The 26596-nt window shown below is 47.1% G+C and carries 23 protein-coding genes; 7 read left to right on the top strand and 16 right to left on the bottom strand.

The window, feature by feature from the left end:
* Positions 1-244: 244 nt before the first annotated feature.
* From BMZ56_RS14275 to BMZ56_RS14245, 7 genes are all read left to right on the top strand, one after another.
* On the top strand, positions 245-1117 hold the full coding sequence (locus BMZ56_RS14275; protein ID WP_090627828.1) for a sugar phosphate isomerase/epimerase family protein: 873 nt from the start codon (positions 245-247) through the stop codon (positions 1115-1117).
* A gap of 9 nt (positions 1118-1126) precedes the next feature.
* Complete coding sequence (locus BMZ56_RS14270) at positions 1127-2254, top strand: Gfo/Idh/MocA family oxidoreductase (RefSeq protein WP_090627827.1); 1128 nt, start codon at positions 1127-1129, stop codon at positions 2252-2254.
* A 65-nt stretch (positions 2255-2319) separates the two neighbouring features.
* A complete protein-coding gene (locus tag BMZ56_RS14265; RefSeq protein WP_090627825.1) occupies positions 2320-5820 on the top strand; it encodes a PVC-type heme-binding CxxCH protein in 3501 nt (1166 codons plus the stop codon).
* A gap of 320 nt (positions 5821-6140) precedes the next feature.
* On the top strand, positions 6141-8606 hold the full coding sequence (locus BMZ56_RS14260; RefSeq protein WP_090627823.1) for a TonB-dependent receptor: 2466 nt from the start codon (positions 6141-6143) through the stop codon (positions 8604-8606).
* Positions 8607-8726: 120 nt separating this feature from the next.
* On the top strand, positions 8727-9968 hold the full coding sequence (locus BMZ56_RS14255; protein ID WP_090627822.1) for a PQQ-dependent sugar dehydrogenase: 1242 nt from the start codon (positions 8727-8729) through the stop codon (positions 9966-9968).
* Positions 9968-10426, top strand: a complete 459-nt coding sequence (dtd, locus tag BMZ56_RS14250; protein WP_090627820.1) for a D-aminoacyl-tRNA deacylase — start codon at positions 9968-9970, stop codon at positions 10424-10426. The genes BMZ56_RS14255 and dtd overlap by 1 nt, the downstream gene beginning before the upstream one ends.
* 39 nt (positions 10427-10465) lie before the next feature.
* Positions 10466-10792, top strand: coding sequence for a nucleotide pyrophosphohydrolase (locus BMZ56_RS14245; RefSeq protein ID WP_090627818.1), 327 nt, complete (start codon positions 10466-10468; stop codon positions 10790-10792).
* Here the strand turns inward: BMZ56_RS14245 and BMZ56_RS14240 are convergent, their stop codons facing one another.
* The 16 genes from BMZ56_RS14240 to plsX all read right to left on the bottom strand — a co-directional run bounded on the left by BMZ56_RS14240 (position 10793) and on the right by plsX (position 26459).
* Positions 10793-11941: a prolyl oligopeptidase family serine peptidase gene (locus BMZ56_RS14240; protein WP_218146571.1), complete on the bottom strand. Its 1149-nt coding sequence runs from the start codon at positions 11939-11941 to the stop codon at positions 10793-10795.
* A gap of 186 nt (positions 11942-12127) precedes the next feature.
* On the bottom strand, positions 12128-13768 hold the full coding sequence (gene groL, locus BMZ56_RS14235) for a chaperonin GroEL (RefSeq protein ID WP_090627817.1): 1641 nt from the start codon (positions 13766-13768) through the stop codon (positions 12128-12130).
* Between the two features lie 137 nt (positions 13769-13905).
* Positions 13906-14181 (bottom strand): co-chaperone GroES, encoded by a 276-nt coding sequence (gene groES / locus BMZ56_RS14230; RefSeq protein WP_090627815.1) that lies wholly within the window; start codon positions 14179-14181, stop codon positions 13906-13908.
* Between the two features lie 253 nt (positions 14182-14434).
* Positions 14435-14785, bottom strand: a complete 351-nt coding sequence (gene secG, locus BMZ56_RS14225) for a preprotein translocase subunit SecG (protein ID WP_090627812.1) — start codon at positions 14783-14785, stop codon at positions 14435-14437.
* Between the two features lie 11 nt (positions 14786-14796).
* The gene (locus BMZ56_RS14220) at positions 14797-15747 is read right to left on the bottom strand and encodes a hypothetical protein (protein WP_090627811.1); all 951 of its coding nucleotides are present in this window, start codon (positions 15745-15747) and stop codon (positions 14797-14799) included.
* A gap of 8 nt (positions 15748-15755) precedes the next feature.
* A complete protein-coding gene (locus tag BMZ56_RS14215) occupies positions 15756-16268 on the bottom strand; it encodes an LptE family protein (RefSeq protein WP_177195155.1) in 513 nt (170 codons plus the stop codon).
* Positions 16269-16279: 11 nt separating this feature from the next.
* Entirely contained in the window at positions 16280-17527 is a 1248-nt protein-coding gene (locus tag BMZ56_RS14210; RefSeq protein WP_090627808.1) for a sigma 54-interacting transcriptional regulator, read from the bottom strand.
* A gap of 2 nt (positions 17528-17529) precedes the next feature.
* The gene (gene miaB, locus BMZ56_RS14205) at positions 17530-18933 is read right to left on the bottom strand and encodes a tRNA (N6-isopentenyl adenosine(37)-C2)-methylthiotransferase MiaB (RefSeq protein ID WP_090627806.1); all 1404 of its coding nucleotides are present in this window, start codon (positions 18931-18933) and stop codon (positions 17530-17532) included.
* A 217-nt stretch (positions 18934-19150) separates the two neighbouring features.
* Positions 19151-19453: a hypothetical protein gene (locus tag BMZ56_RS14200; RefSeq protein ID WP_090627804.1), complete on the bottom strand. Its 303-nt coding sequence runs from the start codon at positions 19451-19453 to the stop codon at positions 19151-19153.
* A gap of 22 nt (positions 19454-19475) precedes the next feature.
* On the bottom strand, positions 19476-21053 hold the full coding sequence (locus BMZ56_RS14195; RefSeq protein ID WP_090627802.1) for a M28 family peptidase: 1578 nt from the start codon (positions 21051-21053) through the stop codon (positions 19476-19478).
* 87 nt (positions 21054-21140) lie between these two features.
* Positions 21141-21584 (bottom strand): ribose 5-phosphate isomerase B, encoded by a 444-nt coding sequence (gene rpiB / locus BMZ56_RS14190; RefSeq protein WP_090627801.1) that lies wholly within the window; start codon positions 21582-21584, stop codon positions 21141-21143.
* 3 nt (positions 21585-21587) lie between these two features.
* Positions 21588-22472 carry a twin-arginine translocase subunit TatC gene (gene tatC / locus BMZ56_RS14185; RefSeq protein WP_090627799.1) on the bottom strand — a complete coding sequence of 295 codons (885 nt, stop codon included), beginning with the start codon at positions 22470-22472 and terminating at the stop codon, positions 21588-21590.
* Between the two features lie 71 nt (positions 22473-22543).
* On the bottom strand, positions 22544-23884 hold the full coding sequence (accC, locus tag BMZ56_RS14180; protein WP_090627798.1) for an acetyl-CoA carboxylase biotin carboxylase subunit: 1341 nt from the start codon (positions 23882-23884) through the stop codon (positions 22544-22546).
* A 70-nt stretch (positions 23885-23954) separates the two neighbouring features.
* On the bottom strand, positions 23955-24428 hold the full coding sequence (gene accB / locus BMZ56_RS14175) for an acetyl-CoA carboxylase biotin carboxyl carrier protein (RefSeq protein WP_090627796.1): 474 nt from the start codon (positions 24426-24428) through the stop codon (positions 23955-23957).
* Between the two features lie 89 nt (positions 24429-24517).
* The gene (locus BMZ56_RS14170) at positions 24518-25513 is read right to left on the bottom strand and encodes a beta-ketoacyl-ACP synthase III (protein ID WP_090627794.1); all 996 of its coding nucleotides are present in this window, start codon (positions 25511-25513) and stop codon (positions 24518-24520) included.
* Positions 25514-25517: 4 nt separating this feature from the next.
* A complete protein-coding gene (gene plsX / locus BMZ56_RS14165) occupies positions 25518-26459 on the bottom strand; it encodes a phosphate acyltransferase PlsX (protein ID WP_090627792.1) in 942 nt (313 codons plus the stop codon).
* Positions 26460-26596 lie beyond the last annotated feature (137 nt).

Below are 26596 nucleotides of genomic sequence, written 5' to 3'. Positions count from 1 at the left end.
ACACATAATTTGTATCTTTCTTGGTCGCTCAAAATTAATTAAAGTCGCGTAGATAACAAGCGTTTATGGATATGGGTTTGGATTATTATTGCAGTATTATGGGAAAAAATCTGTAAAATGGATAAAATATAGTCATGATTGGTTATTTAACAGGTGTTTCATTGACAGTTTAAACGCTACCTTAGTTTTTGAATTATGCTATATTATAGACCGAAATAAATTAGTAAGACTGGTAATTAATACGATGCCGTTAACGATCAGATTGGGAGTTAGTACATGGTTGTGGACTTCCCCCTTCACAACCGAAGATGCCGCGGAGCTGTTTGCAAAAGTCAAGCGCATGGGCTTCGACAAAATTGAGATTGCCGTGGAAGATCCCGATTTGATTGACATACAGGCGGTAAAAAGGGAATTGGTCAATAACGGATTGGAGGCAGTTTTATGTGGTGCATTCGGAAGTACAAGAGATCTGACGAGTGACGATGAATCCCTACGAAGGACGGGACTGGATTATATTGCTAGGTGCCTGGACATGGCGGCCAGTTTAGACACGGGCTTTTTTGCGGGCCCGATGTATGCCGCAGTTGGAAAGGCGAGAATGGTGCCCGCCGAGCAACGAAAGGTGGAATGGCAGCGTGCCGTGGAAAACCTTTATAGCGTCTGTGAAATGGCGGCTGATCGTAAGCTACAGATTGCACTTGAGCCCCTGAATAGGTTTGAATCGGATTTGGTGAACACCGTAGACGATGCGCTTCGCATGATCCATGAAATCGGGCATCCAGCAGCAGGTATCTGCCTGGATATGTTCCATATGAATATTGAAGAACCCGATCCCGAAAGAGCGATCCGTAAAGCGGGAGACAAGCTGGTGCATGTTCAGGTTGCTGAGAATTATCGGGGCACTCCTGGTTCGGGAAATGCAAGCTGGCCTGCGTACTACCGCGGCCTTGAGGCTATTGGCTACACGGGTACGGTATCTATCGAGAGCTTCACTCCCGACAATAAAGAGCTGGCGGGAGCGGTATGTATCTGGCGGAGTTTAGCAGAAAGTCAAGATGCATTTGCGAGCGAAGGGTACGAATTCTTAAGAGAATGGGTAACAGGAAAACAAGCATAAACACAAATTATGAGTAAAAAGCCAATTAACGTAGCTATTGTTGGACTCGGATTCGGGGCGGAATTTATTCCAATCTATCAGCGACATCCCGGTGCGAATATGTATGCGATTTGTCAGCGGAATATAGACAGCTTGAATGAGATTGGTAACACCTTTGGTGTTGAAAAGCGCTACCAGGACTACGACGAATTGTTGAAGGACGATCAAATTGACGCGGTACATATCAATACGCCCATCCCCAATCACGCCGAACAGTCGCTTAAAGCACTCCGTGCGGGGAAGCACGTGGCCTGTACCGTGCCCATGGCTACCACGGTGGAAGAATGTAAACAAATCGTAGAAACAGTACAAGAAACGGGATTGACCTATATGATGATGGAAACTGTTGTATATGCCCGCGAGTTCCTATTTATGAAAGAATTATATGAGACCGGTGAGTTGGGAAAAATACAATTTCTTAAAGCCAGTCATCAACAAGATATGGATGGATGGCCGGATTACTGGCCGGGTTTACCACCCATGCACTATGCCACCCATTGCGTAGGACCGGTGTTGGCCCTTACACGCAGCGAAGCAGCATATGTTTCTTGTTTTGGTTCGGGTACCATACGACCTGAGTTACACCCTCATTATCATTCAACGTTCGCGGTCGAAACAGCACACATTAAATTTCGGAATTCTGATTTAAGTGCACATATCTATCGCTCTTTATTTGATACAGCGAGGCAATACCGCGAAAGTTTCGAAGTATATGGTTCAAAAAAAGCAGTGGAATGGCCATTGATTGAAGGCCAACCGTTGGTGATACACACCGCTAAAAGGCCCGAACCGGACATTCCCGAAGAGGTACAGTCTCCAGACTATGGGCACCTGCTGCCGGCGGCCATTCAACACTTTACAACCGGTGGGGTATACAATGAGGAAGGCAATCAACATCTTTCGTTTACCCAAGGAGCTGGGCATGGTGGATCGCATCCGCACTTGGTTCACGAATTTATTAGTGCCTTGCTGGAAGGGAGGTCGCCATACCCGAATGTGCGGCAATCTGCCAATATTACATGTGTAGGTATTTTAGCCCATGAGTCGGCCCAACGGGGTGGTGAAATTATTCCATTACCGGATTTTACCTTCTCATAACCTTTATTTGCATAAATCTTTACGTTCTCATAAACCAATTCGATAAATGCTAACAATAGAATGCGATGAGTAAAACGTCTAAATTGCTATTACTCTTACTAGTGCCGCTGTGCTTCGTGGGATGCAATGGGCAACGAAAGAGCGACAAGGGACCCCGAAGGCTTGAGTTGTTTTTTCTTGGCCACGACAGCAAGCATCACGATTCGGAGCAACTGGCCGGTATATTGGCGCAGGAATATTTCACGAAGGGAATAAACATTACGTATTCGACCGATCCTGAGGATTTAGCGAGCGAAGACCTATGGCGGTATGACGGATTAATCCTCTATGCAAACCACGATTCCATAAGCCCGGCGCAGGAGAAAGGGCTACTGGATTTTGTGAGATCGGGAAAAGGGTTTATTCCGCTTCATTCGGGCTCCTATTGTTTCCGCAATTCTCCGGAAGTGGTGGCGCTTATTGGCGGGCAGTTCAAAAGCCATGGCGGCGGGTCATTCAACGCGGAAATCGTAATGCCCGAACATCCGGTTATGAAGGGAGTAGAATCCTTTACAACCGAGTGGGATGAGACATATGTGCACGATAAGAAGGCCGATGACATAGTCGTGCTGATGGAGCGGGTCGACAGTACGGGTCGTGAACCCTATACTTGGGTAAAAGAGTACGGCAAGGGCCGGGTTTTCTATACCGCATTTGGCCATGATGAGCGAACATTTCGTAATCCGGGATTCCTCAAGTTGGTTCACAATGGTATTATGTGGGCGGTAGGAGAAGAGGCTGCGGCCAAATTGAACGATTTTACAATCGCGCAGCCGACCTATCGGGAAGCTACGATGCCAAATTATGAAAAGCGTAACCCACCGCCCCGCTACCAACTTCCCCTTACTCCCGAAGAGTCGCAGACGTTAATACAAATACCTCCCGGATTCCGCTTGGAATTATTCGCCAGCGAGCCAGACATCAAAAAACCCATAGCCATGGATTGGGATGAAAAAGGCCGGCTGTGGATTGTCGAAACGGTCGATTATCCCAATACAGTGCGGGATGATAAGGGCGCAGGAGATGACCGGATACTTATCTGCGAAGACACCGATGAAGATGGCAAAGCGGATAAATTCACCGTATTTGCCGAAGGGCTGAATATCCCCACTTCACTGACGTTTGCCAATGGGGGGGTAATTGTAGCACAAGCCCCCGATTTCTTATTCCTGAAAGACACAGACGGAGATGATAAAGCCGATGTAAAAGAAGTGTTGATACACGGTTGGGGAACGTTTGATACCCATGCAGGACCTTCCAATCTGCAGTATGGATTGGACAATAATGTGTGGGGAACGGTTGGCTACTCTTCTTTTGAGGGTACCATTGGCGGAAAGCCCTATAAATTTGGGTCCGGCGTGTATCGATTTGCTCCAGATGGACAACGTTTCGAATTTTTGGCCAACACGTCGAACAATACCTGGGGGCTTGGTTTTTCGGAAGATTTTGATGTGTTTGTGTCTACGGCCAATAATGAGCACAGCGATTTTTTCGCTATACCTAATCGGTATTATGAAAAGGCCGAGTTGCGAGAAAAAGGAATCGAGAAAATCGATGCGCATTACGGTATGCATGTACTGACCAAAGATCTCCGGCAGGTAGACGTGCACGGTGGCTTTACGGCAGCTTCCGGTCACAGGCTATATACGGCAAGGGCATTTCCACAAATGTATTGGAACCGGATTGCTTTTGTTGCTGAACCTACGGGAAGATTGGTCCATCGTCAGGTACTGGAACAGGACGGATCCGGCTTTAAAGAAAAAGGAGATGGATGGAATATCGTGGCCAGCTCGGACAACTGGTTTGGTCCAGTAGATACAAAGGTGGGGCCCGATGGGGCCTTGTGGATACTGGATTGGTATAATTTTGTTATTCAGCACAATCCGACGCCGGATGGTTTCGATAACGGAGCCGGGAACGCGTATATTGATCCGCTACGGGATAATACAAGGGGACGGATTTATCGGTTGGTATATGAAGATGGGAAGCGGTCTAAGCATTATAAATTGGACCGGACACGACCCGGCACATTAATAGATGCACTGCAAAGCGACAACTTATTCTGGCGACTCACTGCCCAACGGCTTTTGGTAGAGTCTGGCGACAAATCCGTTAAGGATGATTTGTATGAGTTGATAGCCAATAAGTCGGTAGATGCCGTCAACGTCAATGCAGCTGCTCTCCATGCGATATGGACGTTGCATGGCTTGGGGTTACTGGACGGTTCAGATAAGGAAAGCCTGGATGCGGTTATGGGTGCCTTGAAACATCCGGCACCTGGTGTGCGACGAGCGGCTGTCCAAGCGCTTCCTTCCGGAAATCCCGACATCGCGCGTCAGCTGATTTCAGCAGGTCTGTTGAATGATGCTGATTTTCGTGTCCGGCTTGCTATGTTATTAACTCTTTCCGATACACCGCCAACGGCAGACCTAGGAGCGGCTATCTTTGAGGCGGTACAACAGAAGGAAAATACGGAAGATAAGTGGATTTCCCATGCGTTGCTTATTGCAGGTACCATGCATCGAACGGCATTTATGGATGCGTATCACAAAAAGTATGGCCACCCCGATTTATCCAACACAGATGGCTCATTGGTAGAGCGCATCGTGGCCGGAAATCAAATGTCGGTTTTACCCATGGACACCCAACATAATGCCACGTACGGCGGAAAGCAGGTGCCCGACTATTCGGGTAAGAACCTCATTTTCGTAACCGAAGTGAAAACGCCCGAGATGCGGCATACACAGCCGGAAGGGGTATTAGTAGCTCAGGGAGATCGTCAGAATGGGTATGCAGTTTATATGAAATCCGGAAAAATTTATTTCCAGGTCAATCAACAAGGTCGACAGTCGGTTGTATCGACAGCTGACTCGTTGTCGCGCGAGTTTACCGTAAAGGCGGCATTGTTGGCTGGTGGAGCGATGACCTTGCATATCAATGGCAAGTTGGCGGCAGAAGGTTCGAATAGGGGGCTTTTTGCCAGCATGCCAGAAGGAAATATTCGTCTAGGGCATAACCGGCGACGAAATAATACACCGAAAGCTAAGGATGTAGCGGATTTTCCGGAGGATTTCCATTTTACGGGCAAATTGGAAAATGCCCGCCTCGTAGTGTTGGGTGCAGAAGTTAAGACAGCTGCAATTGACGCGGACGAAGTGATTACGATTAAATCCATTGTGGGTGAGATGAAATACGATAAGCCTGCGCTTTCCGTAAAAGCGGGAACCACACTGAAGCTCATTTTTGATAATCCCGATCACATGCAACACAATCTGTTGATCCTTAAACCGGGAACGATGGAACGGGTAGGGCAAGCTGCGGATGAATTGGCAAAACAACCCAACGGTGTGGAATTGCAGTATATACCGAACTCGCCCGATATTTTATTCTCTACACCGCTGGTAAACCCCGGAGAAAGGTACGAGCTAACGTTCAAAGTACCTTCCAACCCTGGGAAATACCCCTTTATCTGTACATTTCCGGGCCACTGGCGAATCATGAACGGAGTTATGACCGTAGTCAACTAATGGGATAAACCCGGTTGGGTGTACGAGAGATTGTTTGCTATGTTTCATGCCAAGCCGCAAAGCCATGAAGTGGCTTTGCGGCTTGGCATCTTACCTTGGCTCATCGCTTTTGATCATTGAAAAAAATAAGCTATCTTTGTCTCATCATTTAGGGGTGCCTTGTTTGTATAGACAAACACAAATAAAGGCTGAGATTATACCCATCCTGATATATCGGGAGCACCTGATCCGGATAATGCCGGCGTAGGGAAGGTAAGTTAAATAATTGAGCTGTCGTGAACCCCTTGTGACAGTTGTGTTTAACGAAATTCAGATCAAAAATGATTAAAAGATTAGTCGCAGGGATTGCACTATTTGCACACGTGGCTATGGCTTCCGCGCAACATGAAATTACCGTTGAAGTGTTCAACGCCAATGACGACAGTCCAATGAGCGGGGCATCCGTACGTGTGATGGGAACCCCATACGAGGGACAAACCAATAAAAGCGGCCAGGTGATGATCCATACTATAAAAACGGGGAACTATGTCGTTACAGCAAGTTATCTGGGGTTCCAGTCGCAGCAGCGAACGGTTTCCATTCCCAATGACCGAACGGTACGCATTTCGCTGGAATCGGCTACGCTGTTAACTGACGAAGTGATCGTCCAAGCTACGCGGGCAACCGAAAACACTGCAACTACCTACAAGAATCTCAATAAAGCAGACATTGCTAAAAATAACCTTGGGCAAGATATACCCTATCTACTTGACCAAACGCCGGGTGTGGTCATTTCCTCGGATGCGGGCGCTGGGATTGGATATACCAGTATGCGGATACGGGGTAGCGACGGGCAACGTACAAACGTGACCGTTAATGGGATACCACTTAATGATGCCGAAAGTTTAGGGTCCTTTTTTATCAACCTGCCAGATTTTGCGTCATCGGTTGATAATGTACAGATCCAACGAGGTGTCGGTACCTCCACCAACGGTGCCGGCGCATTCGGGGCAAGCCTCAACATCCAGACTAACACGCTCAACGAGACTCCCTATGCTGAATTGGATAATTCGTTCGGCTCCTACAATTCATGGAGAAACACCCTGCGGCTGGGGACGGGCTTGATTGATGATAAGTTTTCCTTCGATGGGCGGTTATCACGTATCAAGAGCGACGGTTATATCGACCGCGCGACCTCCGATCTGCAGTCTTTTTTCCTATCCGGTTCTTGGTATGGCAAGAATAGCTTACTTCGTGCCAATGTATTTGGAGGGAAAGAAAAAACGTATCAAGCCTGGTATGGTACACCCGAATCCCGCCTTACCGGCGATCGGGAGGCCATGGAGGCCTATGCATACGACGATGGACTCACGGATTACGAGATCGAAAATCTGTTAAACTCAGACCGGCGGTATAACAAATACTTGTATGACAATGAAACCGACAACTACCAGCAAACGCATTACCAGCTACTGTTTTCCTCCGCACTGTCAAGCCAATTGACGTTGAACACCGCCCTGCATTATACACGTGGAAAGGGCTATTATGAGCAATTCCGGGATAGCGACGAATTGGCTGACTATGGGTTGTCGTCGGTTATTGTCGCCGGAAATACGGTCGAGGAGACGGATTTGGTACGCCAGCGGTGGTTGAACAATCACTTTTATGGGGGCACTTATTCCTTGGTATATAAACCTGCCGGAGGTGTTGAAATTACCTGGGGAGGAGCCTATAACCAATATAAGGGTGGGCATTATGGCGATATCGTCTGGTCCCGATATCCGTTATTTACCGAACGCAATTACCTGAATGAAGCAGGAAACTCCTTCAACACTTCTTATCGATATTACGATGGCGATGCAACGAAGAAAGATTTCAATACTTACTTGAAAGCCTCTTACCGATTGAACGATTTATTCTTGTTTGCAGATGTCCAATACCGTCACATCGACTATGGCATTGCAGGAATCGATAATGACCAGCGTGACATTACACAGGATGCATCGTTTGATTTTTTCAATCCTAAAATAGGCGTTACCTATCAACTGTCGGCAGCGAGCAACGTCTATGCTTCCTATGCACTGGCCAACAAAGAACCCATTCGAAGTGATTTTACTGACTGGCCCGTAGGACAAAGTCCCAAGGCCGAGCAATTGCATGATTTTGAGGCGGGCTATCGGGTCAGGTCGCCGCAGTTTAACATCGGAATAAATGGATATGCAATGTTATATAAAAACCAATTAATTCCTACGGGGCAACTCAATGATGTAGGCAGCACCTTGCGTAAAAACGTCGAGGTTAGCTACCGGATCGGGGTGGAATTCGATGGCCGTTGGATGCCTTCCGACTGGTTTGCTTGGGGGACTACACTGGCATATAGTCAAAATAAGATCAAAAACTTTACGGAAGTGGTGGGTGATGTGGAGAATTTTTACAAGATCACGGACATTTCCTTTTCACCCGATTGGGTCGCATCGAGTGAGCTTGCTTTCACGCCTTGGAAGCCCCTTGAATTGGCGTTGCTGAGTAAATATGTGTCGAGCCAGTACCTGGATAATACCAGTAGTAGCGAGCGGATCATCGATGGTTTTTTTGTGAACAATCTCCGCGTAGTTTACCATACTTCTTTTTGGAAGTTGAAAAACATCGGACTGAGCCTGCTGGTCAATAACTTATTCAATGAAAAATATTCGGCAAGTGGCTTCACTTGGGGATATTATCTGTCAGAGACGGATCGGGTAAGCTACAATTACTATTATCCACAGGCCACTACTAATTTTCTGCTCGGACTGAATCTGAAATTTTGACTTTTTACACCGCTGTGCGGACGCGCTGTTGTAAAAATAACAGCGCGTTTTCTTTTATTGTATGAATAGGCATTGATTTTGTTGGCAAAATGTGTTTATCTTTAGGCAAAATTTTCAGCTATGCAGCATATTCCGAAAACAATAGGCATTCTTGCGGGATTATCATTGATGATCTCGGCATGCGACTCTTCGGCCTCCAAAGAAGGGGGGAATGAGTCGGTAGCAGATTCGACGTACGCACCGGTGGAAACCAAGGAGGCCAACACCGATTATAAACCGGCATTTGAGGGGCAAACCCGTATAGCAGGTGTAAAAACCTCGACTCCATACGATGTGAAAGTAGTGAGTGAAGGGTTGGAGCGCCCATGGGGTATCGCTGTTTTGCCGGATGGGAGATTTTTGATTACCCAAAAGGCCGGTACACTCCGGATCGCGGCACAAGATGGGACCCTGAGCGACGCCATTACCGGTCTGCCCGAAGTAAATTCCAATGGGCAAGGCGGTTTGTTGGGTATTACTGTCGACCCGGCATTTGATAGCAACCGCATGGTTTATTGGGTGTTTTCACAAGATACGCCCAATGGAACGCTTACGGCTGTCGCAAAAGGAAAATTGGCAACAGACGAAAAGAGCATTGAAAATGCCCAGGTGATTTACCAAGCTACACCGGCGCATAAAAGTAATTTGCATTACGGTGGACGTATTTTAGTCGGTAACGAAGGATATCTTTTCGTAAGTACAGGCGAACGTTCGGACATCGTAACGCGACCCCAAGCTCAGGATTTGAATTCAGCTTTGGGAAAGGTGTTGCGAATCACGACAGACGGCAAACCGGCACCAGGTAATCCTTTCGAAGGCAGGGATAATGCTAGAGCCGAGATTTATTCGTATGGGCATCGTAACGTGCAAGGCCTTGCATTCCACCCAGTAACAGGAGATCTATGGGAAACAGAATTTGGACCACGTGGCGGAGATGAAGTAAACCGTATCCAACCTGGAAAGAATTATGGATGGCCTACCATTACCTATGGTCTGGAATACAGTGGCAAAAAAATTGGCGACTCCATTCAGCAAAAAGATGGAATGGAACAACCGGTATATTATTACGATCCGGTATTATCGCCAAGTGGTATTACGTTCTTTGCTGGCAATTCCATTCCGGAGTGGGAAAATAATTTGTTTATAGGTGGATTAAGCAGTACGCACATCGCGCGGTTGGTCATAAAGGATAACAAAGTGGTGGGGGAGGAGCGATTGCTGTCAGACCAGGGTCAGCGTTTCCGTGACGTACAACAGGGAAAAGACGGGGCTCTCTATGCGATCACCGATGAAGGACGATTGTACCGCATCGGAAAAAAATAGTGAGAGCAGTTATCCAGCGGGTATCGGAGGCGTCTTGCAAAGTTGACCAGCAAGTTGTCGGTGCGATCAACCAAGGATTTGTGATTCTATTGGGCATTGAGGAAGCCGACAGGTTGGATGACCTTCGTTGGTTGGCACAGAAAATGGCTAACCTCCGTGTGTTTGGCGACGAAAACGGGTTGATGAACAAGTCCCTGCATGACATTCAGGGAAACATTCTACTGATTTCCCAATTTACGTTATTTGCACAAACCAAGAAGGGCAACCGCCCTTCTTTTATCCGCGCGGCTAAACCCGATCAAGCCATCCCACTGTATGAATCGATGATTACGGAACTTTCCACCCTGCTGGGCAAAAAAGTGGCTACGGGGATTTTTGGCGCTGATATGAAAATTTCCCTTGTAAACGACGGACCTGTGACCATCGTAATGGATACGAAAGACAAAGACAATCATTGATCATCGGCAATTGGCCGCCGATCGCAGACCATCAGTAGCATGACCATTGAAGAAGCACAGAAAAGAATTGACCACTGGATAAATACGACGGGAATCCGTTATTTCAATGAATTAACCAATACCGCTATCCTGATGGAAGAGGTAGGGGAAGTGGCCCGTATTATGGCCCGTCGGTATGGCGAGCAATCGTTTAAGAAATCCGACGAAGAGATAAACCTTGCCGATGAGATGGCTGATGTGTTGTTTGTACTGATCTGCCTGGCCAATCAAACGGGTATTGACCTTACGGAGGCGCTAACGACGAATCTGGAAAAGAAAAATATCCGCGATGCCGAGCGGCATCGGAACAACGATAAATTGCAATGATTACACCCTCAACCACCTGCCAAACCAGTCAAAAGCCTTTTGTTGCATCTGGATATCCAATTTATGGGGTCCTTCGTAATAGGCAGACTCAAAATGATCAGGCACTCCGGCTTTCGCATACACATCCTGCAAAATTCGATCGGCCTTTTTCATTTCAGACAATGTGTACAGTTCGTCCTGGTTATTGTTGAGTACCAAGGTAGGCAACGGTACACGTAAGCCCAAAATTTCAGGAAATTCCAGGTAATTGGGTAACAAGGGGGTATAGGTCATCCAGGTATGTGTATACGATTTATGCAATATAAAATCGTCCCAAGTAGACATAAAGCCTGCGCAAACGGCGCATTTAATGCGTGAGTCCATGCCTGCCAGATAAACGGTGCGCAGACCTCCACCGGACAAACCACCGCAACCCAGTTTTTCAGGATCCACGTCATCCCTTTCCGCCAATACGGATAACGCTGCTTGGTCTTCTGCCAGAAATACGCCCGGCCACGTGGTACCGCTGCTAAAAAGCGATTTGGACATAATATGTTCATGCTCGGCGGCCCATTGGTTGTATGCCAGAATGTATTGGCTGTCCACATGGGGGTCCTCCTCATCGGAAAAAACCTGGTGTGGAACCGTTGGAAGACCTTCCACATCGTCATACCTTACCCGCCGGCTTCCAAAGGTAAACGTGTCATGCACCAATACGACATAGCCTAGTTTTGCGATGTCATTTGCCCAAGCCCGCCCTTCATAGTCGCTCTGTTGGTGATCTGCAATCAACGGATGTTGTTGCGCCGCTGTACGCGTAATTTTATCCACCCCAAAATATTTTTTCCCGCCGTGGTCGTGCAATGCCAATATACCGGGTAAGCGACCTTTGGAATTCACGGGTTTCAATACCGCGGCTCTCGTACGATTGCCGTACGGCAACTGCCAGGATAATTCTTCTATGTCTAAGCCGTCAAAGACGTACTTTTTTTCTGTTCTTACGGCAGGGGTCGTACCTATATCCGGTGAAGCCACCAATTCTTTTACTTTGGCCAATGCTTGCTCCTTCCATGTGCGTATATCGTTCCATGCCTGATTCCGAAAGGATAATTTTCCAAGCGCGGGTCGTAGGGAAGTTGCCCATGGTCCGTATTTCCCGATAATGCTCATTGTTAATGGGTTTATCATGTTGGTATATCTTGGAATTGCAATTTTTAGATCAAAAATAACGATATCTGCAACTTTTCCAATACGTTGTATCCTCTTTCTTGTATGCGATAAAAAAAACCGGTACATCTTTAAGATGTACCGGTTCGCATATAGGATAATCCCCGAGCCGGGGCAATGATTAAATGATTACATCATTCCGCCCATGCCGCCGCCCATTGGGGGAGCACCAGCACCTCCTGCTTTTTCTTCTTCCGGTTCGTCTGCCAATACCACTTCGGTAGTAAGCAGCATGGAAGCGATAGAAGCAGCATTTTCCAACGCTACACGGGATACTTTGGTCGGATCGATGACGCCGGCACCAATCAGGTTTTCATAATCGCCCGTACGTGCGTTGTAGCCATAGTCAGCTTTGCCTTCCTTTACCTTTTGTACCACAATGGCACCTTCGATACCGGAGTTGTTACAAATTTGGCGTAACGGCTCTTCGATGGCGCGTTTTACGATTTCGATACCGATGTTTTCGTCTTCGTTAGCACCTTTGAGGTCTTTCAGAGACTCGCCGGCACGAATAAAGGCTACGCCACCACCGGCCACGATACCTTCTTCTACTGCCGCACGTGTAGCATGCAATGCGTCGTCTACACGGTCTTTCTTTTCTTTCATTTCCACTTCGGTCGCTGCACCTACGTACAATACTGCAACACCGCCGGCTAATTTAGCCAAACGCTCTTGCAATTTTTCACGGTCGTAATCGGAAGTGGTGGTTTCGATCTGCGCTTTAATTTGATTCACACGGCCTTTGATATCTTCCGCAATGCCGGAGCCGTTGATGATGGTGGTGTTATCTTTGTCAACAACCACTTTTTCAGCTTGGCCCAGGTAAGAAAGATCGGCATTTTCCAATTTGAAGCCTCTTTCCTCGGAAATAACTGTACCTCCGGTAAGGATAGCGATGTCTTCCAGCATGGCTTTACGACGGTCGCCAAAGCCGGGAGCTTTCACGGCAGCTACTTTCAGTGAACCGCGGATTTTGTTGACTACCAAGGTAGCCAATGCTTCGCCGTCAAGATCCTCAGCGATGATTAACAGCGGCTTTCCGGTTTGAACTTGTTTTTCCAAGATTGGAAGCAATTCCTTCATGTTACTGATTTTCTTGTCGTAAATCAGAATGTAGGGGCTTTCCAATTCGGCTTCCATCTTGTCGGTGTTGGTTACGAAGTAAGGCGACAGGTAACCACGGTCGAATTGCATACCTTCTACCGTTTTTACTTCGGTTTCCGTACCCTTGGCTTCTTCCACGGTAATAACACCGTCTTTACCCACTTTTTCCATTGCTTCAGCGATCAATGCACCGATCAGTTCGTCGTTGTTAGCGGAAATACTGGCTACTTGCTTTATTTTGCTGTTGTCTTCTCCCACTGTTTGCGACTGTGATTGAAGGCTTTCCACCACCGTAGCAACAGCTTTGTCGATACCGCGTTTTAAGTCCATGGGATTAGCGCCGGCTGCAACACTTTTCAAACCGGGAGCAATGATTGCCTGTGCCAATACGGTTGCGGTGGTGGTACCGTCACCTGCCTGATCGGCAGTCTTGGAAGCCACTTCCTTTACCATTTGAGCACCCATGTTTTCAAGCGCGTCTTTCAATTCGATTTCTTTTGCAACGGTGACTCCGTCTTTCGTGATGGAAGGAGAACCAAATTTTTTCTCAATGATCACGTTACGCCCACGGGGGCCCAATGTTACTTTCACCGCATTCGCCAACGTATCTACCCCTCTTTTCAGGGCATCACGTGCTTCCACATTATACTTTACTTGTTTCGCCATTTTTTTAATTGATTTGAGATGTTAAACATGCGATCCGAGATTTTTAGAAATCAATCGCTGTGTCCTGCATCGTAACTTTTAAGTTTACCATTAATTATTAAACACCTTCGAAGAAAATACGATTGCTGATGACCACGCTAAACGATCGCGTAGATATCAGATTCTTTCATGATTAAATATTCCTTTCCTTCGTAAGTAATCTCGGTGCCGGCATATTTGCCATACAACACTTGATCTCCTACCTTCACCGTCAAAGGCTCATCCGTTTTTCCGGCACCGACGGCCACTATAGTTCCACGTTGTGGCTTTTCTTTAGCGGTATCTGGAATGTAGATACCTGATGCGGTCTTCTCCTCTGCAGGGGCAGCTTCCACTACCACTCTGTCGCCGATAGGTTTAATACTTAATGCCATAATTGATTTTATTTAATAATTAATTTTAATTGTTATTAATGTTTTTGATTTTTCTCACATCGTTTATCTCATCAACTATGCCAAGTCCCAATTCATCCCGATACCTTGCCATTTTTTCATTTAAAGACAGGTGTTTCCCGGCGGGAAGATGTATGCGTGTCAGGATGTCAGTGCAAATGGCAGTTTTGTGAGCGGAAAAATAAAAAAGCCTCTCAGATCAAGGAGAGGCGCTGTTTTTAGTGCACGACTTTTGTTATTGAGCGGTATCACTTTCTTGCGGTGCATCCTGTGGGGTAGCTGGCGGAGCTTCCGTAGGAAGGATAGGGGCAGCAGGTGCAGTTGAATTGATCTGCTCGCTTAAGCCGCTTCCTCCAGATCCGGATGAGGGACCTAAAATATTAACGACCAATGAAAAGATCATAATGGCAATAACCATGATCCAAGTACCTTTCTCTAATAGATCTCCGGTGCGCTTTACCCCCATTAAGTTGGCTCCGCCGGCAAACCCTGAAGCCAGGCCACCGCCTTTTGGGTTCTGTATTAATACCAGGAATGCCAATAGGATACTGGCCAAAATAATTAATATAATCAATAATGTTTGCATTTGATGTCTTGTTATGTTAATTTGTTCGCTAGTTCAGCTATTTGAGCGGCAAAGTAACCACTTTTTTCGGGATATTTCAAACTTAATTTTTTATAGATTTCGATGGCTTTTGGATACAAGCCCTGCTCAACATATACCTTCGCCAACGTTTCTGAGACCAGTGTTAATTGATCTTCCGCACTCTTGCGGGCTTTGTTTTCCAGATCAATCTTGTCTGCCGGAGGTGGTTTGATCTGTGGTTCTTCGCGGATGAAGCGCTCGATGATGGGATCTATCTTTTGAGGAACCTGAAAGGGTACTGTTTGAGTCCGATGTTTTTCGCTTAATTTTTCTTCGGGAGCCTGCAGGTGAAAAATATTCTCCCGAATCTGTTGATCTAAAACCTGCTCGCCGTCTTGCTTTTCTGTAGGGTCGGCCTCATGCTGGAGCATGTTGTTCAATGGAGCATAAGGTTGGTACGTATGTGCATGTTCCTTGCGGGTCTTATTGAGCCACCAAAGAAAGCTATACGGCATATGCTCGTCGTTATAGAGGCTTACCTTTTCATACGGTGTGGCATCTGAAGCGGGCAGCAATTCCGCCGATTCGGTCGTTTGCTCCTTTTCGGCGTAGACAAAGTAGTCTATCCCAGCAGGATGTTCGTAAGCATCGGAAACCATGCTGTCTGGTTCGGTGTGAGGTTGAGCGTCGGCCGCTTCCGTGTCTTCAGGTCGGGAAGGGCCTTCAATCAGATAACCCTGCAACCAGTTGAGCGAATTGGTGTACAACAAGACATCGTTCATATTGCATCCCCCGTTCTCTTGATATAGCCTTCGCGCTTGGATAAAGCGTAAGGATTGGGCATACGGATAGCGATCGATCAGTAGGGACAAGGTCTGTCCGTCAGCTGCCAAAGGATCGGCTACCGTTCTATTGTATAATACGCTGTAATCTAACTGTTCCACTCCGTCAATAACCTCCAAATTTTAGCTTACCAGTTTGCAAACGCCCGATTGTAAATATCTTCTGTGAGCATTTGATTGATATCCCGTATCAACGACTCTTCCTGTGCCGATATAGCACCCGAAAAGTCTTTAAAGCGGGTAAACGGTTGGTCAAAGTTGTCTTCCGGTTTGATATTGTTGGTGTACTTCACACTGACGGTAATAGATAACCGGCTGAGCGCTGCGCGGTCTGTGCCGGCTTCCACGGCAGCGGGTGTAATGGCATACCCTGTAATTCGTCCTTCAAAAATAGCATCACCGTCATTGGTCACCTGGCTGAGGCTCGACTGGCTTCGTATCCGTTCTTTGAGCGCCTCAGTAAACGACTGGCTGAGGGTCGGATAAACAATCGGAGCTGTATTTTCGAAAAACTCTACGGTGTAGGTTTTCATTCCTTCCGGAATGGAGCCGCCCGTAAAGCCATATTTGACGCCGCACCCTTGGGCAATTAACATAGCCGATAAAAACACCAAGCAACCAATTCTTTTTCCAATCCTCATATACATCCCTGTCAATTCAAGTTCAGGTCTTTGATTTTCCGGTAGAGGGTTCGCTCTGATATCCCCAGCTCCTGTGCCGCAGATTTACGTTTGCCCTTATGTTTTTTTAGTGCTTTTTTGATCAGATCTGATTCTTTCTCTACCAATGAAAGCGATTCCTCTTCCACTTCTTCCACTTCTTGCGTGTGGAAGTGGAAGTCCTCATTTTTTCCCGCTTGCGGATGATGGATGGTAAGTGTGGAGGGCGGTGCCAATTGTTCGGGGGCAGGGCTGTCCACATCGCGGTACAGCTTGTTAATATAAGGAGAGTGATCTTCCACAATCCGGGAGTTGACGCCATTTTGGATAATTTCAACCACCAGTTTCTTCAATTCCACCATATCCTTTTTCATGTCGAAAAGCACTTTATAAAGTAGATCCCGCTCCGAAAAATCATCTTTTCCACCAGCCGACACATGTACAGGAAGCGTGCTTCGGTGGTCTATAGGGAGGTACTGCTCAAGGATCTTCGCATCAATTAATCGCTCTTTTTCCAATACCGCAATCTGCTCGGCGATATTTTTCAATTGCCTTACGTTGCCCGGCCATGGATAGTTAGCAAGTAACTGTTGTGCATCTTCCGTCAATTGTACATTCGGACTCCGGTATTTGTCGGTAAAGTCAGCTACAAATTTTCGGAATAGCAGGTGGATATCTTCCTTGCGATCACGCAACGCCGGTATGCGCAGGGGTACCGTATTGAGCCGGTAATACAGATCTTCGCGGAATTTTCCCTTCTGTACGGCGTCGTATATATCCACATTGGTGGCTGCCACCACACGTACGTTGGTTTTCTGTACCTTGGATGAACCCACACGAATGTACTCGCCAGTTTCCAATACACGCAGCAATCGAGCTTGTGTACCCAGAGGCAATTCCCCTACTTCATCGAGGAAGATCGTGCCACCGTTTACCACTTCAAAATAACCTTTTCGGGCTTCATGTGCACCCGTGAAGGAACCTTTTTCGTGCCCGAACAACTCCGAATCAATTGTGCCTTCAGGTATCGCACCGCAGTTAACGGCAATGAAAGGACCGTGCTTGCGCGAACTAAGTTGGTGAATGATTTGCGAAAACACCTCCTTGCCACTTCCGCTTTCGCCCGTAATTAAGACCGAAATATCCGTGGGGGCCACTTGGCGCGCCACATCAATTGCCCGGTTGAGCAGCGGGGAGTTGCCGATGATTCCAAATCTATTTTTAATGTCTTGAATGTCCATTTTTAATCTATGATTTTTCCAATCAACGTTGCCGATGTGCATTTCTCTGCATAGACATTTACGTAGTCGCCCACTTTATAGCGATCGTCCTTGGGGAATACAACCATGCTGTTTTGGTCATTTCGGCCGCAATAGTCATTGTCTGAACGTTTTGATAATCCTTCGATCAATACCTTATGTGTCTTGCCGACATAGGTTTGCAGGCGTTCCAGACTATGTTCACGTTGGCGGTTCACCACTTCGGTGAGCCGTCGCTTTTTCACTTCCTCGGGAATATCATCCGCATAGCGCTTTGCAGCCAAGGTGCCCGGGCGCTCCGAATAGGCAAACATGTAGGCAAAATCATACTTCACATAATCCATCATCGACAGGGTTTCCAGGTGTTCTTCCTCGGTTTCGCTGCAGAAGCCGGTGATAACATCGGTTGAAATTCCACATTCAGGGATGATCCTGCGAATGGCACTTACCCGTTCCATGTACCATTCACGATCGTATGTACGGTTCATCAGGTTGAGTACCCTTGAGTTACCCGATTGCACGGGAAGATGGATATATTTGCAGATATTTTCGTATCTCGCTAGGGTATGGAGCACCTCATCGGTAATATCTTTGGGATGCGAGGTCGAAAAACGTACCCGTAGCAACGGGTTTACCCGGGCGACCTTTTCCAACAAATTGGCGAAGTTTATGGTTTCATAGTTGTATGAATCGACGTTTTGTCCCAGGAGGGTGACTTCACGGTATCCTGCGTTGAACAGGTCTGTTGCTTCCTTAACGATAGACTGTGGGTCGCGGCTTCGCTCCCGTCCGCGGGTAAAGGGCACCACACAGAAAGAACACATGTTATCGCAACCCCGCATGATGGAAATGAACGCCGTTACGCCGTTGGTGTTGAGGCGTACCGGACTAATGTCCGCATAAGTCTCTTCGCGTGATAACAATACATTGACCGCGCGAGAACCTTCGTCGACCTGCTCAATGAGATTGGGTAAATCGCGGTATGCATCGGGACCTACAACAACGTCAACCAGTTTTTCCTCTTCCAAAAATTTGGACTTCAACCGCTCCGCCATGCAGCCTAATACCCCCACCACCATGCCCGGGTTTTTTGCCTTGGCCGATTCGAATTCCTTCAACCGATTACGTACCCGTTGTTCGGCATTTTCACGGATGGAACACGTGTTAATGAATACGACGTCCGCTTCCTTATAATCGCGCGTGGTTTCAAACCCTTTGTCTAACAGGATGGAGGCCACGATCTCACTGTCGGAAAAGTTCATCTGGCAACCGTAACTTTCTATGTACAGTTTCCGGCCATTGCTTTTTTTTGAATCATTCTCCAACAGCAATGCCTCGCCCTGGCGCGATTCGTCATGCTGTTTTGTACTTGTCGGTGTCTCAAACATCGTTGTTGATTAAAGCCTACAAAGTTAGCAATAAATTTTGAATGAATGACAGTTTGGCAGAAAGGGATTTCTGCTCAAGCCGCAAGGGCTCTTTTGCTCAATCGCCGCAAGGGCATTCCGTCGCTCGCCGCGATATGACCCTACTTTTTATTCGTATGTTCGCTTTTAAAGACACTCATGCTGCTTCGCGGTTTCCGCAAAAAAGTAGGCAAATAACTCACCGCTGTATTCTGACGCTACCACGGTAGTGCATCCCACTGCAAACCGCGACAGAATGAGGCGGCATGGGCGGAGTACGATGGGTTGGTGCTGGTAGGCGCACGGAACGGACGTTCGGAGGGTTATCGGCCTTGAAGGATCGGGAAGCAGGGAGCAGCAAAGCATGTGCAGGAACCTGCGTAATGACACTGTACCAAGCGGATTGGGGAAGCGCAGCGGCTGCAATCTGCGCTTTAAATGCTTTGCAATCAACCTGCGACCGAGGCTTCACAGCCTTGATTTTTTTGGTTACTTTTTTCATCAAGGAAAAAAGTAACAAGAAATCATTCTTTATTCGAATCCACCACCAAACGTTTATCACGGTTGGCGATTTCCCAAGCGGTGTGGAATGCCAGACGTGCACGTTTACATAGCAATTCGAAATTGATCTTATCGACAGTATCCGCTGGTGTATGGTAGTCCGGGTGGAGCCCGCTGAAATAGAAAATTACGGGAATGCCATGTTTTGCGAAATTGTATTGATCCGACCGGTAATAGATACGCATGGGGTCCTTCGGATCGTCATACATATAATCCAACTCCATTTGTGTATATACAGCATTCGCCTTTTCATTGATCGCCTTCAATTCGGAGCTGAGCTTGTCTGAACCGATGGCATGCACATAGTTGTGGTTGCCATTTAAATGCTTGTCGTCTATGCGGCCGATCATGTCTGTATTCAGGTTTACAACCGTATTTTCCAAAGGAAATACCGGATGGCGCGAATAATAATTTGAACCCAACAGTCCCTTTTCTTCGGCGGTGACAGTCATAAATAAAATACTCCGTCTAGGCCCATGTCCTTCGGATTTCGCTTTGGCAAAAGCACGGGCGATTTCCAGTACGCCCGTAGTGCCCGATCCGTTGTCGTCAGCACCGTAGTAAATCACACCGTTCTGGTTACCCTCGTGATCGTAGTGTGCCGTAATAACCAGCAATTCGTCTTTGAGGTCTGTGCCTTCGAGGTACCCCAGTACGTTGTCCGACGTAAACGGTTCGGTTTTGGAACCGAATGAGGTATTCAGGTCGACGTTATAAATACCACTTTGACTCTTTTGGGTTGCATCGATTTTAGTCACCAGTTTATCGACCGATGTTCCCGTCTTTGCCAACAGCAAGTTGGCCATTTCTTTGCCGATGGTGGCTACGGGAGTGGCTGTGGCCACTGCCTGATTTTTATCGTCATCAAGTGCGATGCGCGGCTGGGTAAGCCGATATCCGAAACGTGTGAGCGATTCGTGAACGGTATTGGATACCGCGATAATTAGTTTCGGCTTTTTGGAAGTGATGTTTTGCAAGCGTTTGGTGTTAGAGGTTGCCCAGTCAGACGGGGTATCCATCCCCGTAATCAGGGACTTACCTTTTGCATCCTTGGGTTCCCCCTCACTCAGCACTAACACAACCTTGCCTTCGATGTCAATCCCCTTTAGGTCGTCATACTTCTCGTCGCTGATACCATAACCGATGAAAACCAGATCTCTTGCCTGAACGTGGGTTTCCGGTCCGCCACCTATGAAATAGAAATCCTTGCCGTTATGAAACGATTGTCCGGCGATCGTAAATTCCCCGACATCAAACCGTGTCCTTACCAGCTTCACGGGCTGGAAATAGGAGCCTTCTACCGGGGCTGTCAGCCCTAATTTCTTAAATTCGGCTGCGATATAGGCTGCTGCTTTTTCTCCGCCGGGCTCTCCGGTTCCGCGTCCCTCAAATTCAGCGGATGCAAGGATGGAAAGATGTTTTTTTGCAGATTCCGGGTTTATTTCTGTAGCATATTTTTGCTGGAGCGGATCATGGTTTTGGCCTTTGATGCAGCCACAGAGCGCTGAAATAAGAAAAACTACAGATAATGTGTGCTTCATGGTCGCTATTTGATTTTTGGGATACCGGACGTCGGAATTTAGCTGTCAGCTATCAGATCATAAACACCTGGCATTAACCATTGATAATTAACAGGAGATTTTACAGACTCGGTTTGCGTGGCGGCCACCTTCAAAATCAGTCGTCATAAACGTGTTTACGATGGCCTTTGCCAAATCAATGTCAATGAACCGGGCCGGAATGCAGACAACATTCGCATCATTATGCTGCCTGGCAAGCGATGCCAATTCTTCCTGCCAGCAGATAGCCGCTCGTATCCCCTGGTGCTTATTGGCTGTGATCGCTACGCCGTTGGCACTGCCGCACACCAGGATGCCACGCTCAAAATCGCCACTTTCTACAGCAGCTGCCACGGGATGGGCAAAGTCCGGGTAGTCGACTGAATCGGCTGTGTCTGTACCGAAATCTTTCACCGCATATCCCGCTTCTTCAAGGAATTGCACCAATGCAGATTTATATCCGAATCCTGCATGGTCTCCACCAATAGCGATTGTTTTTTTTGCTAGGGTCATCGTTTATTGATTTTCTCCGTTATAAAAATCGACTTCAGCCTTCATCTTACCTTTTTGTACGCGTGCTGCCACGACAATGCTCAGTTCATAAAGCAGGAACATCGGAAAACTCACGGTCAGCATCGTAATGATATCGGGTGTAGGAGTGATGACGGCGGCGATAAGTAGGATGACTACGACCGCATATTGACGAGACTTCCGCATGAATTGCGGCGTCATAATTCCTAGTTTTGATAAGATAAAGATGACGATCGGCAATTCAAATACAATGCCGCACCCCAACGTCAGTGTCGCCACGAACGACAGGTAATTGTCAATGGTAATTGTATTGGATATGTCGTCACTGATCGAGTAATTGGCCAGAAAGTTCATGGCAAGTGGAACCACCACATAATACCCAAATAACACCCCCAATAGGAAGAGTATGCTTGCATAAAATACGAATCCACTGGATGATTTCCGCTCCACGTCGGTCAGTGCAGGTTTGACAAAAAGCCATACTTCGTACAAAAGATAGGGAAAGCCCAGTAAAACAGCAATAATCAAGGACGAGTTGATCTGCAAAATAAATTGACCCGCCATCTGCGTATTAATGATGGTGCCAGGCACCTCCGTTACGCAGAAGTCGGGCGTATTGAGCCATTCAGCAATTTGGCACATTACCCGATAGGTCAAGAAATTAGGGCTTTTAGGCCCCATGATGATATCATCGAAGATAAAATCGTAAAAGGAAAAGGCGACGACCATGAAAACAGCTACCGCTATCGCTGACCGGACGAGGTGCCAACGGAGCACTTCAAGGTGGTCAAAAAACGACATTTCTGCTTCCAGGTTTTTCCCTTTGTTTTTGATAGCATCGATTAATTTCTTTCCGGATAGTTTACTCATGACAACGTATAAAAAGCAAAAATACCATTCTGTTTCATAAGAATGGTATTTTGTAATCAGGTATCTTATATTTATTCACTAAGATCAAATGTTTCCATAAACTTGGTGGTGAAGTTGCCCGCCCTGAAATTCGGGTCGCGCATTAGGCGAAGGTGCAAGGGTATCGTTGTTTTTATCCCTTCGATAATAAATTCGCTTAATGCCCGTTCCATGGTGGAAATGGCTTCATCACGTGTTTGAGCCACACAAATCAGTTTGGCAATCATTGAATCATAGTTCGGTGGAATCACGTAGCCGGAGTAGGCATGCGTATCCACGCGGACGCCATGACCGCCCGGAGAGTGGAAATTGGTAATCCTGCCGGGCGAAGGCCGGAAACCATTGAATGGATCTTCGGCATTGATGCGACACTCAATCGCATGCATCGTCGGCTCATAGTTATTGCCCGAAATCGGAATACCTGCTGCCACCTTGATCTGTTCCTTGATAAGGTCAAAGTTAATGACCTCTTCGGTGACAGGGTGTTCCACCTGAATGCGGGTATTCATTTCCATAAAGTAGAAGTTGCGGTGTTTATCGACCAAGAACTCGATGGTACCTGCCCCTTCGTAGTTAACCGCTTTGGCTCCTTTGATGGCCGCTTCGCCCATTGCTTTTCGAAGTTCCGGGGTGATAAAAGGAGATGGAGCCTCTTCGATCAGCTTTTGATGCCTCCGTTGAATGGAACAATCGCGTTCCGAAAGGTGGCAAACGGTCCCATATTGGTCACCCACCACCTGTATTTCGATATGCCGGGGATCTTCGACATACTTTTCGAGGTAGATGCCATCATTGCCGAAAGCAGCACCGGCTTCCTGACGGGCAGAATCCCATGCCGGTTCAAATTCTTCGTCTTTCCACACAATGCGCATACCACGCCCACCACCGCCAGCGGTTGCCTTGAGAATCACCGGATAACCGATTTCGTTGGCTATCTGTATGCCCTCTTTGACGTCTTTTACCAATCCCTCCGAACCGGGAATGGTGGGTACACCCGCATTCTTCATCGTTTCTTTGGCCGATGATTTATCGCCCATTTGCTGGATCTGCTCTGCGGTAGCACCGATAAACTTGATGCCATATTGGTTGCATATTGAGGAGAACCGCGCATTTTCCGATAGGAACCCGTATCCCGGGTGTATCGCATCCGCATTCGTCAATTCGGCAGCGGATATAATATTAGGAATATTGAGGTAAGATTCTTTACTAGGAGGGGGGCCGATGCAAACCGCTTCATCCGCAAACCGCACATGCAGGCTATCGCGGTCGGCGGTCGAATAGATCGCTACGCTTTTAATCCCCATTTCGCGGCAGGTACGGATGATCCGCAATGCGATTTCTCCCCGATTGGCTATTAATATCTTTTTGAACATGAATGTTTGGCTACACCTAATAGGCAATGTTTAAAGACGTTGGTCACAAAAATGATTTAGCGAGTCGAACTTATTTCGGCTCGACCAAAAACAGCGGCTGATCGTATTCAACAGGTTGAGCATCGTCTACTAATATCTTGACGATTTTTCCGGAAACTTCCGATTCGATCTCGTTAAACAATTTCATCGCTTCTACGATGCAAACCACCTTGCCAGCGGTAACCTCGTCACCCACGTTGACAAATACTGGCTTATCGGGTGAGGGCGATCGGTAAAACGTGCCGATCATAGGCGACTTAATCGTCACATAGTTTGAGGTATCTTCCGTTTTGGGTGCCGTCGGTTGCGGGGCCTCTGCGGGAGCTGCCACGGCGGCTACCGGTTGCGGTTGCGGCACGTTAGGCATCGTGGCGGTCACGTAAGTGGGTGTCTGGTTTGTCTTTATCGTGATCTTGAAATTTTCTTCTTCGATAGATACTTCATTCACTCCTGACTTTGCTACAAATTTAATCAGGTCTTGAATCTGTTTGATATCCATGCTCATCGTTTAGTAGTTTGATAATACAATCAAAAATATAATCTAATCTATTATTTAACAATAAAAATCGGGATTTATTTCATCTGCCACTCTTGTCAGTTCCCGTAAGCCCATTTCAGGTATACAGAGCCCCAAGTAAATCCGCCGCCAAAAGCCGCTAAAATGATGTTGTCCCCTTTTTTTAACTGATTTTCCCACTCCCAGAGACAGAGCGGTATGGTGCCGGCCGTGGTGTTTCCATAACGTTGGATGTTCACCATAACTTTATCCTCACTCAATCCCATGCGGTCTGCCGTTGCATCAATAATCCGTTTATTGGCTTGGTGAGGTACTAACCAGGTGACATCGTCAGCCGTCAATTGATTACGTTCCATGATTTCAGCGGCGACATCGGCCATGTTGGTTACCGCAAATTTAAACACCGCCCGGCCTTCTTGATAGGCGTAATGCATATCCGCATCTACCGTGGCGTGTGAAGCTGGATGAAGCGAGCCCCCGGCTTTTATATTCAGGTAAGGACATCCGGATCCGTCACTCTTTAAGATGGAATCCATCACACCCAATCCCTCATCGTTAGGTTCAAGAAGTACTGCTCCGCAACCGTCACCGAAGATGATGCAGGTGGTGCGGTCCTTGTAATTGATAATGGATGACATCTTGTCGCCCCCTACCACCAGCACTTTTTTGTGCATGCCCGATTCGATGAATTGAGCCCCCGTGGTAAGCCCGTAGATGAATCCTGAGCAGGCAGCCATCAAATCAAAACCCCAGGCATTCACTGCGCCGATTTTGTCGGCAAGAATGTTGGCAGATGCCGGAAAAGGCATGTCCGGCGTAACCGTGCAGAAGATGATCAGGTCGATCTCGTCGGCACCAATGCCCCGTTTTTCCAATAACCCTTTCACGGCAGGCACAGCCATATCAGACGTGGCTAAACCTTCTCCCTTCAAAATCCGTCGCTCCTTAATGCCAGTACGTGTGGTGATCCATTCGTCGTTGGTATCTACCATGGTTTCAAGTTCCTGATTAGTCAGGATATAATCAGGCACATACCCGTTTACAGCCGTGATGGCAGCGTGTATTTTTGACATATAATTATTCGTTGAAAGCAGATTTTATTTTTTCGATGATATCGGATTCGATCATGGTTTTGGAGAGCATGATCATCGTTTCGATGGCCTTAGGGTTGGAAATACCATGTCCAATCACAACGGGGGCATTCACACCAAGTATCGGAGTGCCGCCATATATCTCATAGTTGAACCGATCGAAAAACTCGTCTTTTAGGCCCTTTCTTTGGGTCATCACATAAAACGATTCGGCCATTTTCAGGACGACATTGCCTGTGAAGCCATCGCATACAATGACATCTACACCGTCATCAAATACATTGCGGCCCTCAATATTGCCAATAAAACGGATACGTTGATTTTGCTTAAGCAGCGGATAACTGGCCTGGGTTAGCGTATTCCCTTTTTCTTCTTCTTCACCGATATTGAGAAGCGCTACGTTAGGAGCGGTCATTCCCGCTACATGTTCAGCGAACAAACTGCCCAGCAGGCCGAATTGCGAAAGCATTTCGGGTTTACAGTCTGACACCGCTCCTACATCAAGCAGAAAGCCGTAGCCACCGGATATTTTAGGGACATAGGTGCCGATAGCCGGCCGGATTACTCCAGGGATATTCTTCACGCTTAATACTGCTCCCACAAGCATCGCGCCGGTACTACCCGCGGAGGCGAACGAATCGATAGCACCTTCTTTTAACAGCTGAAAACCGCGACTGATACTCGAATTGGGTTTCTGTGCAATAGCTTTGGTGGGATGTTCGCCCATACCGATAATTTCGGGGGCATGTACGTATTCAAAAAAAGCAGGATTTTCCCCTGCTTGTTCAATTTGTTGTTTAGCAATATTTTGGTCGCCAATGAGTACGATCTTCTGCTCTTTCGAAAGCTGTTTCGATGCCAGAATAGCGCCCTGTATGGTCGCTTCCGGCGCAAAATCACCACCCAAAATGTCTAGCCCGATTTTCATCCGTTATTGTTTTTCTTCCGCAAAAATTTACTTTTAAGAGCCGGAAGGAACCGCTGTTATGGTTGATCTTTTTCCGATATCGCCAGGCGGTTTCAATCCAATAATACGCAAAAACACCCCAAAGTAACGCATAAAAA

Source organism: Parapedobacter indicus (assembly GCF_900113765.1).
In the GTDB taxonomy this organism is placed as follows: domain Bacteria; phylum Bacteroidota; class Bacteroidia; order Sphingobacteriales; family Sphingobacteriaceae; genus Parapedobacter; species Parapedobacter indicus.
The sequence above is the reverse complement of the archived record's forward strand: the minus strand, read 5'-3'. Positions and strand labels throughout refer to the sequence as shown.